Origin of the sequence: Chromatocurvus halotolerans (genome assembly GCF_004340525.1) — a bacterium.
Taxonomy (GTDB): domain Bacteria; phylum Pseudomonadota; class Gammaproteobacteria; order Pseudomonadales; family Halieaceae; genus Chromatocurvus; species Chromatocurvus halotolerans.
Genome location: NZ_SLWX01000001.1, coordinates 303,650 through 316,255, shown reverse-complemented (window position 1 = coordinate 316,255; position 12,606 = coordinate 303,650). Strand labels below are relative to the sequence as shown.

Here is a 12,606-nt window from a genome sequence, read left to right as displayed (position 1 = left end):
ACCTCCTGAAGGCCATTGAACGTGAAACGCAATACAAAATATAATCGTTCTCATTCGTAATTCAAGAGTTTTTTCAGGAGAGCGCGAAATGAGGGGCGCTACGCCATTGATCGCTGGCGAGACCGTGGCTGCGTGAGGGGCGTTTTCTGATGGCCAGCTGCATCAGCAGCTGGCGGCGGCTCAGGGCGTGGAATCCATCGCGGTCGTTCCCCGCGCACGATTGCGCACCCTGCCGGGGGTGAAGATCTGCCGCAGGTCCTGGGAGATGTAATACAGCGTCGGCACCAGGAACAGCGTGACCGCCGTGGAGAAGAAAATCCCGAAGGCGACGGAGGTCGCCATGGGTTTGACGAACTGCGCCTGCAGCGAGGTTTCCAGCTGGATGGGCAGCAGGCCGAGGAAGGTGGTCAGTGAGGTCAGCAGAATGGCGCGGAATCGCGAGGGCCCGGCTTCCAGCACCGCCGTGCGCCAGTCGTGCCCCTCATCCACGTAGTGATTGATGTGGTCCACCAGCACCAGGCTGTCATTCACCACCACACCAATAAGCCCGATAATGCCGATGGCGGACAGCACACTGACATCCATCCCGAGAATGAGGTGTCCCAGGAACGCGCCCGTCACGCCAAAGGGGATCACCGACATGATGAGCAGTGGCTCCAGGTAGCTTTTCAGGGGAATGGCGAGCGCCGCATAGATCAGGATAAGCACGATGATCATGCCATACAGAAGGCCCGACGAGGTGTCGCGCTGCTCCTCGACTTCCCCGGCCACGTCGTAGCGTACGCTGGGGTGGCGCGCGAGGATGTCCGGCAGTACGCTGCGCTCGATCAGCGCAATCACCTCGCTCGATGACGTGACGCTCTTGTTGACGTCGGCCTGCACGTTGACCACGCGGGACAGGTCAACCCGCTGTATCACGCTGAGCCCCGTCTGTTCACTGGCGGTGCCCACCATGGGGAAGGGGACGCGCCTGCCGTCGGGGAGATTGATCCACAGCTCCTGCAGCGCATCCAGGCGGGTGCGCTCCTGCTCCGGCAGTCTTACGTAGACCCGGACCTCATCGCGACCGCGCTGTACCCGCTGCACTTCCGCGCCAAAAAACGCCTGCCGTACCTGGCTGGCGAGGGTGACGTCGCCGAGCCCCAGGGCCTCGCCCTGCGGCGTGACCTTGATGTTCAGTTCTCGTCCGCCGGAGTTGAAGCTGTCGCGGATGTCCCGGGTGCCGTCTACTTTCGCCAGCTCAAGCTTGAGCTCGGCTGCGGCCCGGCGCAGCTCATCCAGATCACGGCCCTTGAGTTGAACGTCGATGGGCGTCCCGCCTGGTCCCGCGCTGCTGTCCACCCGGAAGGAACGAACGCCGTGCAGTGGCCCCAGTTCCTCGCGCAGCCACTGTCCGAGCACGTCCGAGCTGATGTTGCGATCTTCACTTTTCAGCAGCTCGAGTTGCAGCGCCGCGCTGGTGTCACTCTCGGAGGTGAGCAGCATGGTCACGACGGCATCGCGACCCTCAGGGTCCTGTTCGCGGTGGCGCTGGTTCATGGCGTTTGCGGCGGCTTCAATGCGATGCGCGTACTCATGCGTTTTCTGCCAGGGCGTGCCCTGGGGCATGTCCACGCTCACGCGGATAACGTCCGACGGTATGGTGGGGAAGAAGACAACCCGCAGAATGCCGGCGGGAATGAGTGTCAGGCAGATAATCAGGCCGCTGACAAAAATCGCCAGCGTGGTGTAGCGATAGTGGACCGCGCGCGCCAGCATGCGCTGGTACGGGCCGCGAGCGAAGCTCTGCAGGCCGCTGGCAAAGGCATGCTGGACCCGCTTGAAGCGATTGCCGCGGGCGATGGCCTCCGGGTCCGGCGGACGCAGGTGCGCGAGGTGCGCCGGCAGAATCAGCTTGGTCTCTATCAGGGAAAAAATGACGCACAGCATCACCACTGGCCCCAGATGGGTCAGCACGCGGGCAAATCCTTCATTCACGAACAGGCTGGGGCCAAAGGCAACCACCGTGGTCAGTGCGCCGAAAATGGTGGCAGTGGAGACACGCTGCACGCCGCCGATAATGCTCTGCAGGCCCTTTCTTTCCTGCTCGAGCCTCGCATAGGCACTCTCCGCCGTGACAATGGCGTCGTCCACCAGCAGTCCCAGCACCAGAATGAAGCCAAATACCGATAACAGATTGATCGATACCGGCAGATCGAAAATGTGCAGCGTCGCCAGACAGCCGAAGACCGCAAAGGGCAGGCCGACAACCACCCAGAAGGCCAGCGACAGGTCGAGAAACAGGGCCAGGGCGATGATGACCAGCAGTCCACCCGAGGCGGCATTGCGCAGCATCAGGTCAATGCGACTCTTGAGCACGATGCTGGCGTCGCTCCAGGCCTCGATACTGACCCCCGGGGGCAGCTGCTGCTGTTTCATGGCGACGTAATTGCGGACCTTTTCCGTGATTTCCAGAACGTCCTGGCTGCCGACGCGCTCGATATCCAGCGTCAGCGCCGGCTGGCCGTTCACCAGGCTCAGCACGGGCTGCTCGGCAAATCTGTCACGCACCGTGGCGATATCCCCCAGGCGTATCTGCGTGCCATCGTTGCGCGACAGCAGCGTCAGCTGCGCGAAGTCTCGACCGTCATAGGCCTGGGATATTGAGCGCAGCGTGACAGTCCCGGAATCCGTGCGCATGATGCCGCCGGGCAGATCGCGGGAGCTGTTGCGTATGGCCGTGACAACGCCGTCAAAGGTCAGGTCGTAGGCGCGCAACTTTTCGTCGGACAGTTCGATGGAAATCTCATAGTCACGTTCACCGGTGACCGACAGTTCGCTGATGCCGCCGAGGGCGAGGACTTCCTCCCGGACTCGCTCGGTCAGCTCCTTCAGCTTGCGTGCCTCGATGTCACCGAAAAGGCTCACACGTATTGCGCGGGTCGAGAACTCGATCTCTTCGACAATAGGTTCCTCGGCATCCGCGGGAAAGGAGGCGATGCCGTCAATACGCACCTTGGCGAGATTGACGGCGCGGGCCATGTCGCTGCCGGGCACCATCTGCACGGTCACGATGCCGACCCCTTCCCGGGCTTCACTGCGGATTTCCTTGATGCCGACGATGTCGCGTATGGCTTCCTCGACCCGCAGCACGATGCCGCGCTCGACTTCCTCGGGAGAGCTGCCGGGATAGGGAACGGTGACGGTAAAGGTCTCCGTGGGAAACGACGGGAAGATTTCCTTGTCCAGCTCGCCGATGGCGAACAGGCCCGCCACTACCACGATAACCAGAAGCAGGTTGGCCGCCACCGGGTTGCGTGCCATCCACGCAACGGCCCCGCGCTCGTGGGCTGCACGCAGGTCACTCATCGGCGAGGTCTACCGCCATGCCCTCGAACATGAGATCCAGGCGGGTGGTGACAACGCGGTCGCCGTCGTCCAGACCTGACGTGATCAGCGCCAGCCCGTCGCGCAGTCGCTCCACGTCGACCGTCCGCCGCTGCAGTCTGCCGTCCTCGAACACAAAGACATCGCTGTCGCCGTGGAGCGCCGACTGTGGAATGCGCACCGCATCTGCCAGCGATTTGCCGGCAATCTCAGCGCGCACGAACAGGCCGAAGGGAAGTGGAGTGGCGTGACGTTCGGTGTTGAGTGGCTCCGGGACCTCCACCACGACGGGAATCACCCGGGTCTCGCTGTCAATTCGCGATTCAATCCGCGCCACGCGGCCGGTCCAGCGCAGCTGTCGCGTGCCGCTGCCGCTGCTGAGCGTGACTGCGACCTCGCCCGCGCCGTCGATTAGCAGCACATCCCGCTGCAGCAATGGCAGGCGCACTTCCGCCTTGTCGCTGCCGAGAATGCGGCCGACCTCGGTTCCCGCACTGATAAACTGCCCGACCTCGACCAGCGCCGTGTCGATCACGGCGTTGTAGGGTGCGAGTATCTCGGTGTTGTCGAGGTCGCGGCGGGCTCTTGCAATACGCGCTCTGGCTGCGACAACGGTCGCCTGTGCCTCGTTGACGCGGGCTTTCTGTGAAAGGGCCCTGGCATCCGCCAGCGTCAGCTCGGCGCTGGCCAGCGACTGCTGTGCCTCTGCCAGTGCCAGCTCGTAGTCGGTGGCGTCGATCCGCAGCAGGAGCTCTCCCTCGGCGACTTCCATGCCGGGCTCAAAACGCTCCGATGCCCACAATACCCGGCCCGTAACCTCGGCGGTAAGCTCGAGTTCGCGCCAGGCCCTGACATTGCCGTGGGCGACAAGGGTGACCGGGAGATCGGTTTTGCGGATGGTCTGGGCCTGCACCAGCGGCAGCGGCTGGTCAATGCTGCGGGCAACCGGCGTCTCGCGGCTGCTGAGCATGAACACGGCAATGGCGCCGGCGCCGGCAAGAATGGCCAGCGGGCGTAGCAGGGCGGGGAATTGACGTTTCACAGAAGCACTGCCAGTTTCAGTTTGTGAGTAGCCGGACAAAACGCCGGGCAAAGAATTGAATGTACGATATGAGCAGCGGATCGGTTCGAAGCCTTGCCGGAAAAGGCAAAGCGTTTGCAGCACGCCATGCGGTGCCGCCCTGGATGGCTGGCCAGGCTCAGGGTATCGGGCTTGTCCCGGCGTTCAGAGCAACGAGCGTCAGGTTGCCAGCTGGTGCCACCCGCAGCACCAGCTGAAGTCCGTGCTTCTGGTCACCCACGGGCTCGCCGTTGAGCATGAGACTGGTGCTCACCGGGTACACTCCCTGTGGCAAGCCCTCGGGCAGGGTGAAAGTGAACTCACCCCGGAAGGCGCCTGCGCGCTCAGCGGCGGCCTTGGTCATTCCCTTTAGCGCGATCGAGTTGTCCTCATTGTCCCAGATCGTCAGACGCTCCTCGATGACGGGCCGGTCACCGCTGCGCCCCGGCGTTACCTCGATCCAGGACCGCACCCTGACCTCCGTCCCAGGGCGCACGGAAGCGCCGGGCTGTATTTCCGTGCGGTAGGAAGACACCTGGGCATTGACCGGCAGATCGCCGTGATCCTTCTCGAATTCCCGGGCCACCTCGGTGTCCGACCGGGTCTGCCTGGAGGTATAGCCAACAAACATGCCGCGTATCAACTGCTCCGTTGTTTCGGCAACCAGATCTTTCGCGGTGTCCTCCGCTGTTTCCTTGGCGGCATCCTTCGCGGTCTTCAACAGATCGTCGAGAAAGCCCGCCTGGGTGTGACCGGTGGCCAGCGCCGTTAGTGTCAGAATCGATACCAGCTGTCGCATGCCCATGTCCCTCGTTTATTCTATCGATATACTGAGTTTAGCCTTTTTCTGGGCCTCGTTCGCCCGTTCTCTCATTTTTTTCGCAGCCGCGTATGCCGGGATTATCGAGAGGGCGGATTCGGATTTTGCGATGGCACAGCTGTAGTCCTTGCGGGCGAAGCAGGTTTCTGCCTCACTGAGGAATCCGGCCACCGTCTGCAGCCGGAACTGCCGCTGCTCCCTGCCTGCGGCTATCGCCCGCTCCAGTTCACTGGCTACAGGATTATCTGGATTGAGATCGCGCAGCAGACCCACGCGGTCGTCGGCGCAGGCAAAATCCTCGCGTTCAAGACAGGCCTGCGCTTCATCGGCAATGAATTGCTCGCGCTCCTGGCGATTTCTTGCCGCCGCCAGTCGCGCCTCCACGAGTCCGTCCAGGCCGCGCTGTACGGGAATCAATTCCGAGGCGCTTGCGCCGGTCGCCTGTGCCTCACCGAGCGCGGTGCGGGCGCAGTCAATGTCGCCGCCGGACACACAGGCCTCCGCTGTCTGCAGCAGCGCTGCAATCTGTGCGCTTTGCTGTGCGTCCCTTGTCTCCCGCAGCATCTGTTGAGCTTCCAACTGGTCTGGCACGACATCCAGCAGGGACGTCAGCCGGCGTTGCGCGCAGGCATAGTCGTTGGACTGGATACAATCTTTCGCCGCCTTGAGACGGTTATCGATCATTGCCTCCTGCTCGGCTTTTGCCTCCGCGCTGCGTGCGGCTGCCAGCAAAGTCTCGGCTTCGCTGCTACCTGGCGCAAGATTGCGCACGACCAGCGCGTTCTCGGCCGCGCAGGCGTAATCCCGGCTGATATAGCAGTCCTTGGCAGTCTGCAGGCGATCGGCGATCGCTTCTTGCGCCCTGGTTTCCTCTCGATGCTGGTCGTAGGCATACCAGCCACCGGCAGCCAGGGTGACAACGGCAGCGGCTCCGAATGCGAGAAGCGCCCCGCTGCGCCGCTTTGGCAGAAGGCTCTCGCGGAAAGCGGCAATCGTGGCAGGGCGCTTGCCCTGGTCAACGCTCAGAGCGGCGCTCAGTGCTCCCCACTCGCGATTGCTCAGTCCCTCCGGACGCCGTGGTTTCAGCTTCAGTTCAGCAGCCGCTGCCGCGCTTTTGCGATCGTAAGGGTGCTCACCGGCCAGCATCTGAAAGAGAACGCAGGCCAGTGCATAGATGTCGTCGCCGAAACTGGGTGGCTCACCGCGAACCATTTCTGCCGTGGCGTAGGCCGGGGTGAGCGCGCCGAGGTCGCCGGCATCGTAGTCATGGCTGAGGGCGGTTTTGCTGGCGGCCCGCGCGATACCAAAATCGAGAATCTTGACCGTACCGCCCGTGGTCACGAAGATATTTCCGGGCTTCAGATCGGAGTGCACAAGGCTTCGCTGGTGGGCATATTCCAGACCCGCGCACAGATCGCGAAAGTAGCGCAGCGCGACTTCCCTGCTGAACGGGGCTTCGAGGCGAAGGAGGGCGTCCAGCGGATCTCCCTTGAGCAGTTCCATCGTCATGAAGATCGTGTCGCCATCGCGATCAAAGTCGTAGACGGTCACAATATTCGGGTGTGCGAGTTTCTGGGATTTCACCGCTTCCTGCTGCAGCGCGACAAAGGCCTGCGGGTGTTCGCGAAAGCCCTGTCCGAGAACCTTGACGGCGACATACGGATTGCGGTCTTCAGCCTCGACCTTGCGCAGGTCGCGGGCCTTGTACACCAGGCCCATGCCGCCCTCGCCGAGAACATCCTCCAGCACAAAGCGTTTTTTCAGCAGCCGACCCTTGTCGCTGCCCGCCTTTTCCGCGAGTTCGCGCGCCTGATCGAAGCCGGCCGTCTGTGAACGCGGGCTGTCTGCGCTGTAGTCGTTGCTTTCCGGCGCTGATGCGGGCCTGTCGCCCTGACCCTGCGTCGGGTCCACTTCGGTCGCGGCGTCGTCTGCACTGCGGTTATTATCCCTGGCCACCCGATCCCCTGCTGCTGGTGTCTATGACACGAGTATATGGAATGCGGGACAGGGGCGAAAGCGACAGCCGCTCCGGGTTATGATCCTGCGCCGGGCTGCACCGCCTGCGGCGTTTATGGCGCGGCGAACCGGATTACTGACATGACGGACACGCAAGGAGCACAGCATGGATATGTCAACATTGTTTTCCCTCAGGGGCCGCACGGCGCTGATCACCGGCGGTTCCCGCGGTATTGGTCTGATGATAGCGAAGGGCTTCATTGCCCAGGGCGCGAAGGTCTATATTTCCTCGCGCAAGGCCGAGGTCTGTGATGCCGTGGCCGCGGAACTGGGCGATGCCTGCGTTTCCCTGCCGATGGATGTGTCCACGGTGGAGGGCTGCAAGGCGCTGGCCGCGGCCTATGCCAAACACGAAAGCCAGCTGGATATCCTGGTGAACAACGCCGGCGCCGCCTGGGGCGAGCCCTTCGAGACTTTCCCCGAGAAGGGCTGGGACAAGGTAATGGACCTGAACGTGAAGTCGCCGTTTTTCCTGTCACAGGCGTTCTACCCGGCGCTCAAGGCCGCCGCCAGCGACGGCAGGCCGGCAAAGCTGATCAACATTGCCTCCATTGATGGTCTTCGGCTCAACCCCTGGGAGACCTACAGCTACCAGGCCTCCAAGGCCGCGGTCATCAACCTGACGCGGCGTATGGCCGCCCGGCTGGTGGAGGACGATATCAATGTCACCGCAATCGCGCCGGGGGCCTTCCCTTCCGAAATGAACCGCGCGGCCAGGGACCACGGCGATGCCATTTCCTCTGCGATACCGGGCAAGCGCATTGGCCGGGACGAGGATATGGCGGGGGTAGCGATTTATCTCGCCGCGCGCTCCGGCGATTACGTCATCGGTGAGACGATCGCCGTCGACGGTGGTGTGGTGTATGCCTCGCTGTCCGGGAGCTGGGATACCGAGTAGGGCCCCGATGGGCTGCGCCGAACCTTACTGCAGTGTAAAGCGGCATGCCGGGGCGCCGAGAGCGCAGCAGTGCGTCTCGGTGCAGCGGATGTCCGGGGATATCAGCTCATTGAACAGGCGCTGGAAGACGGCGGCGTGCCAGTAGCACAGCACGCCGTCGGCATGTTCCCCGCGCACGATCGGATTGTCGCAGAGCTCAAAGGTCAGCGGCTTGCTGCGCAGCACACGGAACTCGCCGGAACCGGCGAAGGTCCAGGCGTGCTTGCCAATCGCGTCGGCCAGCAGTCGGGTCGCGAGGCGACGCGGCAGCCTGCGCAGGAGGCGCTGGGCCAGCTGTGGAATGCGGTGGGTGAGGATGTAGTCACCCGTGCGCTCGCCGGCCTCTTGCGCCAGCGCGCTGGCCGCTTCCGGGTAGCGCTGGCGGAGCGTCTGGTGCAGCCGCGCCGCCGGGCCCTCGGGCATGAGACCGCTGTCGGAGGGCAGCGCGCTGAGACCCGACGCCAGCAGCAGCCTTTGCCGTGCGGCCTGGCCGACGTGGGCATCGAGGACCTGCACCAGCTGAAGCACGCTGTTCGGGCCGATCCGGGCTTCCACGGAGTCCACCGCTGGCGCGCCCATCTCAGGCGCGGACAGCGAGGTCGGATTCGTCCTCGGCGAGTTGCTGAGTGCCACCGCCACAGAGTTTCACTGGCACCGCCTCCGTTTCGAGCGCTTCTTCCAGCGCATCCTCCCGCGCCGACTGCTTGCGCGCCCGCGCCTGGGCTGCCCGGTCCTGGGTAGACTGCCAGTCCTCCAGCTGCGCGTGGGCGATCTTGCGCGTTGTGTCGAAGTGGAAGTCCACCTTGTCCTTGGACTGGGGTCCCCAGTAGCCGGCCTTGCCGAGATCGTAGAAGGTGCGCTGGAAACCCGCTTTGGCGAAGGCCTTCAGGCAGCCGAGCAGGTAGCGGCGACGAAAGCCGGTACCCCGCCAGGGGTAGTGGAAAAGTGCCTTGCGCATGTAGAAACGCCGGTAGTTGTTCATCACCCGGTCCAGCAGCTCGCCGCGATCCATGGCTTTGGGCTTCATGATCGGCGTCACGAAGTTGTACTTGGAGAAGTCGAACACCTCGACCTTGTCACCCAGCTCCTGGAACAGGGGTGTGAAGGGCCAGGGGGTGTACATGGCCCAGTTGGCAAGATCCGGCTGCCAGTCCCAGGCCATGCGATAGGTTTCTTCCAGCGTTTCCGCCGTTTCGTTGTCGAGACCGACAATGAACTGGGCCTCGATGAAGATATCGGCGTTGCGCAGCAGCTCGATGGCCCGGCGGTTGTCCTCGACGCAGGTTTCCTTGTTGAACTGGTCCAGCTTCATCTGCGCCGCCGCTTCGGTGCCCAGACTCACGTGCACCAGACCTGCCTTGCGGTACAGGGGCAGCAGTTCCTCGTCGCGCAGAATGTCTGTGACGCGGGTATTGATGCCCCACTTGACCCTGTCGGGCAGGTCCCGGGCAATCAGTTCTTCACAGAACTGGATGAATTTCTTGCGGTTGATGGTCGGTTCCTCGTCGGCAAGGATGAAGAAGCCGATGCCGTGCTCGTTCACCAGCTTCTCGATCTCGTCGACCACCTTGATAGGGTCGCGCACCCGGTAATCGCGCCAGAATTTCCACTGCGAACAGAAGGAGCAGGTAAACGGACAGCCCCGGGCCATGTTGGGGATGGCCACTTTGGCGTTCAGCGGAATGTACTTGTACTTGTCCCACTCGAGCAGGGACCAGTCGGGGTCGAGGGCGTCGAGGTCCTTGATGGTGGGTGCAGCCGGAGTGGCCACGATCTCGTCGCCATCGCGGTAGGCGATGCCGCAGATCTGCTCCCGGGTCTGCAGGTATTCGCCGCGGTTGACCGCCTGCATGAGTCCGGTAAAGATTTCCTCGCCTTCGCCACGGACGATCACGTCGACCCAGGGCGCTTCGGACAGCACCTGCTTGTACATGAAGGTGGCGTGAATGCCGCCGAGGACGCGCAGTGCCTGGGGAACGTGCTCCCGCGCCAGTTCCAGCACCCGCTCGGCCATGTAAATGGAAGGCGTGATCGCCGTGGTGCCGATGACATCCGGCTGCAGTTCCACCAGCCGGCGCGTCACCTCGTCTTCGGGAAGGTTGTGGGTCATGGCGTCGATGAAGTGAATATCGTTGAAGCCGGCCTTGCGCAGGTGTCCGGCGAGGTAGGCGACCCAGGCGGGTGGCCAGCTGCCTGCGATCTCGGCACCGCCCGAGCGGTAATTGGGGTGAACAAAAACGATTCGCATGAGCAAGTCCTCTTCTTTTGTCAGGTATTCTGCAGCGTCAGGCAAAGTAAACGACAAAAAGTGTTAAGCGTAGTTGACACATGTCAATGGATCCGTCGTCAGCCCAGGGGTTTCTGTGCTTCGCTCATGCAGGGGCGTTGTTGTGCGTGACTTGCGCAACGCCAGCCGTCACGATAGGCCGTCATGAGCGCCGAAACTGACACTCTTTATATGGAGCATGCCCTGCGCCTTGCGCGGCGCGCGCGGGATGCGGGCGAGGTGCCGGTCGGCGCCGTTCTGGTGAGCCGGGGTGAGGTGATCGGGGAGGGCTGCAATTCTGTCATCAGTGCCTCGGACCCCACTGCGCATGCAGAGATTGTTGCGCTGCGGGATGCCTCGTGGCGCGTCGGCAACTACCGCCACCCGGACGCCACGCTTTACGTGACGCTCGAGCCCTGCACGATGTGCATCGGAGCCCTGGTCCATGCGCGGGTGTCGACACTGGTGTTCGCGGCGCGGGAACCGCGAGCCGGTGCGGTGTGCAGTGCTGCGCAGCTGCTGGCTGCCGGTTTCTACAATCACCGCGTGAACTGGCGGGAGGGCATACTGGCTGTGGACAGTAGCGAGCTGCTCAGGGATTTCTTTCGCGCCCGGCGGGCCGTCAGGAGCCGGGAAAGCAAGAGCCAGGCAGCGCCGGAATAGGCCGGTCTCGCTACAGCCCCAGCAGACCCACCCGGCGTATTGTCTCCGGCACCAGCTGATCCATGGCCAGCGGCGGCAGTGGCCGGTTTTCGGCAATGAATCGCCACTGCAGGACATTGTAATAATGGCGAATATTCTGCACGTAGCGCACCGCCTCGCGCCCTCGCGCATAGCCATACTTCACCGTGCTGAAATGCTCGCTGAGCTCGAGCTTTGGCAGGTGCTGCATCACGTCCGCCCAGAGATTGGGATTGCCGCCGTGGCGCTGGGTGATGACGCGGGCATCTTCCAGGTGTCCCATGCCGATATTGTAAGCGGCGAGCGCCATCCAGGTGCGATCCGGCGCGACAATGCCGTCGGGCAGGCGTCGCAGCAGGTCCTTGAAGTAGCGTGCGCCGCCGCGCAGGCTCTGCATGATGTCTTCGCGGTCTTCGATGCCGAGTTCTTCGGCCGTCGGTGTGGTGAGCATCATCATGCCGCGAACGCCGGTGTAGGAAACCGCGGTCGGGTCCCAGTGCGATTCCTGGTAGGCGATGGCGGCGAGCAGGGCCCAGTCGAGCTGGTGCTCCCGCGCAACCCGCTCGATATGCGGACGGTAGGTGGGCAGATCGTTGCGCAGGTTGGCGATGAAGGTCTGTGAGCCCACGCGATCCAGGCTGTCGACATGACCGAAGTAGGCTTCCCTGAGCGCCTCCAGCGTGCCCTCGGCCTCGAGACGCGCAAGGAAGTCTGCCAGGTAGCGCTCGAGGCGGTCACTGTCTCCCTGCGGACTGAGGTACCACACTACCTGCTGCTCGGGAGCCAGATCGAAGGCGACATCGAGTTGCGGCAGCAGGTTTTTCTGAATTCTGAATTCCACCGAGTCAACGACGGCGGCATCCGCATGGCCCTGCTCCACCAGTTCGAGGATATCCTTGACGTGAGTGCCGCTGATGGCCTGCCACTGGAGATTGATGCCCGAATTGCGATGGAGTTTCTCCAGCAGCTCGATATGACTGCTGCCTGCCAGTGCAACAATCCGCAGGCCTTCCAGATCGCCGGGCTGTGTAGGCTTCGGCTGTCCAAGGCGATAGACCACCTGGGGGTGATGTCGGTGGTAGGCTGCGGATATCGGGTAGGCATTGCGCCGTTCGCTGGTGGACGTCAGCCCCGCACCGGCCAGGTCGGCCTCGCCCCGCCGCAGCGCGTCGAACAGCTCGTCCATGGCAAACGCGGTGCTCACACGCAGGGCGACGCCCAGGTCATCGGCGACCCGTCTGGCCAGCTCATACTCGAATCCTCTCGGCTCATTGCGCTCTACGTAGTAGGTGGAAGGACCATTGCGCGTGACCAGGCGCAGTTCACCGCGTTCCGTAATGCGTGACAGGCTGTCTCCTGGCTCGGCACAGGCAGACAGGAGTATCAACGCAGCGAGACTGCAGTACAGGTACCAGTGACGGATATGCCGGATCATAATCTATTGTAGCCTGATTTCCCGG

The 12,606-nt window shown here is 63.1% G+C and carries 9 protein-coding genes; 2 read left to right on the top strand and 7 right to left on the bottom strand.

What is annotated here, in order from left to right; translation table 11 throughout:
• Positions 1-180: 180 nt before the first annotated feature.
• The 4 genes from EV688_RS01410 to EV688_RS01395 form a co-directional block, all read right to left on the bottom strand.
• Positions 181-3,348, bottom strand: a complete 3,168-nt coding sequence (locus EV688_RS01410) for an efflux RND transporter permease subunit (RefSeq protein ID WP_205686575.1) — start codon at positions 3,346-3,348, stop codon at positions 181-183.
• Positions 3,341-4,408: an efflux RND transporter periplasmic adaptor subunit gene (locus tag EV688_RS01405; protein ID WP_205686574.1), complete on the bottom strand. Its 1,068-nt coding sequence runs from the start codon at positions 4,406-4,408 to the stop codon at positions 3,341-3,343. The genes EV688_RS01410 and EV688_RS01405 overlap by 8 nt, the downstream gene beginning before the upstream one ends.
• Positions 4,409-4,565: 157 nt before the next feature.
• The gene (locus EV688_RS01400; protein ID WP_117316607.1) at positions 4,566-5,225 is read right to left on the bottom strand and encodes a hypothetical protein; all 660 of its coding nucleotides are present in this window, start codon (positions 5,223-5,225) and stop codon (positions 4,566-4,568) included.
• A gap of 15 nt (positions 5,226-5,240) precedes the next feature.
• Positions 5,241-7,202 (bottom strand): serine/threonine-protein kinase, encoded by a 1,962-nt coding sequence (locus tag EV688_RS01395; RefSeq protein ID WP_117316605.1) that lies wholly within the window; start codon positions 7,200-7,202, stop codon positions 5,241-5,243.
• A 166-nt stretch (positions 7,203-7,368) separates the two neighbouring features.
• Here EV688_RS01395 and EV688_RS01390 point away from each other — a divergent pair, with 166 nt between their 5' ends.
• Complete coding sequence (locus tag EV688_RS01390) at positions 7,369-8,160, top strand: SDR family oxidoreductase (protein WP_117316603.1); 792 nt, start codon at positions 7,369-7,371, stop codon at positions 8,158-8,160.
• A 24-nt stretch (positions 8,161-8,184) separates the two neighbouring features.
• Here the strand turns inward: EV688_RS01390 and bchJ are convergent, their stop codons facing one another.
• Positions 8,185-8,754, bottom strand: coding sequence for a bacteriochlorophyll 4-vinyl reductase (gene bchJ, locus EV688_RS01385; protein ID WP_240624295.1), 570 nt, complete (start codon positions 8,752-8,754; stop codon positions 8,185-8,187).
• Between the two features lie 25 nt (positions 8,755-8,779).
• Positions 8,780-10,447 carry a magnesium-protoporphyrin IX monomethyl ester anaerobic oxidative cyclase gene (bchE, locus tag EV688_RS01380; protein ID WP_117316599.1) on the bottom strand — a complete coding sequence of 556 codons (1,668 nt, stop codon included), beginning with the start codon at positions 10,445-10,447 and terminating at the stop codon, positions 8,780-8,782.
• A gap of 183 nt (positions 10,448-10,630) precedes the next feature.
• Between bchE and tadA the strand changes: the two genes are divergently transcribed.
• Positions 10,631-11,128: a tRNA adenosine(34) deaminase TadA gene (tadA, locus tag EV688_RS01375; protein WP_205686573.1), complete on the top strand. Its 498-nt coding sequence runs from the start codon at positions 10,631-10,633 to the stop codon at positions 11,126-11,128.
• A gap of 10 nt (positions 11,129-11,138) precedes the next feature.
• Here the strand turns inward: tadA and mltF are convergent, their stop codons facing one another.
• Positions 11,139-12,581: a membrane-bound lytic murein transglycosylase MltF gene (mltF, locus tag EV688_RS01370; RefSeq protein WP_117316594.1), complete on the bottom strand. Its 1,443-nt coding sequence runs from the start codon at positions 12,579-12,581 to the stop codon at positions 11,139-11,141.
• Between the last annotated feature and the right edge of the window lie 25 nt (positions 12,582-12,606).

Bases quoted from the DNA above. Each gene is read 5' to 3' on its own strand.
- bchE (WP_117316599.1), bottom strand. From the start codon at position 10,447: ATGCGAATCGTTTTTGTTCACCCCAATTACCGCTCGGGCGGTGCCGAG.
- EV688_RS01410 (WP_205686575.1), bottom strand. From the start codon at position 3,348: ATGAGTGACCTGCGTGCAGCCCACGAGCGCGGGGCCGTTGCGTGGATG.
- tadA (WP_205686573.1), top strand. From the start codon at position 10,631: ATGAGCGCCGAAACTGACACTCTTTATATGGAGCATGCCCTGCGCCTT.
- EV688_RS01390 (WP_117316603.1), top strand. From the start codon at position 7,369: ATGGATATGTCAACATTGTTTTCCCTCAGGGGCCGCACGGCGCTGATC.
- mltF (WP_117316594.1), bottom strand. From the start codon at position 12,581: ATGATCCGGCATATCCGTCACTGGTACCTGTACTGCAGTCTCGCTGCG.
- EV688_RS01400 (WP_117316607.1), bottom strand. From the start codon at position 5,225: ATGCGACAGCTGGTATCGATTCTGACACTAACGGCGCTGGCCACCGGT.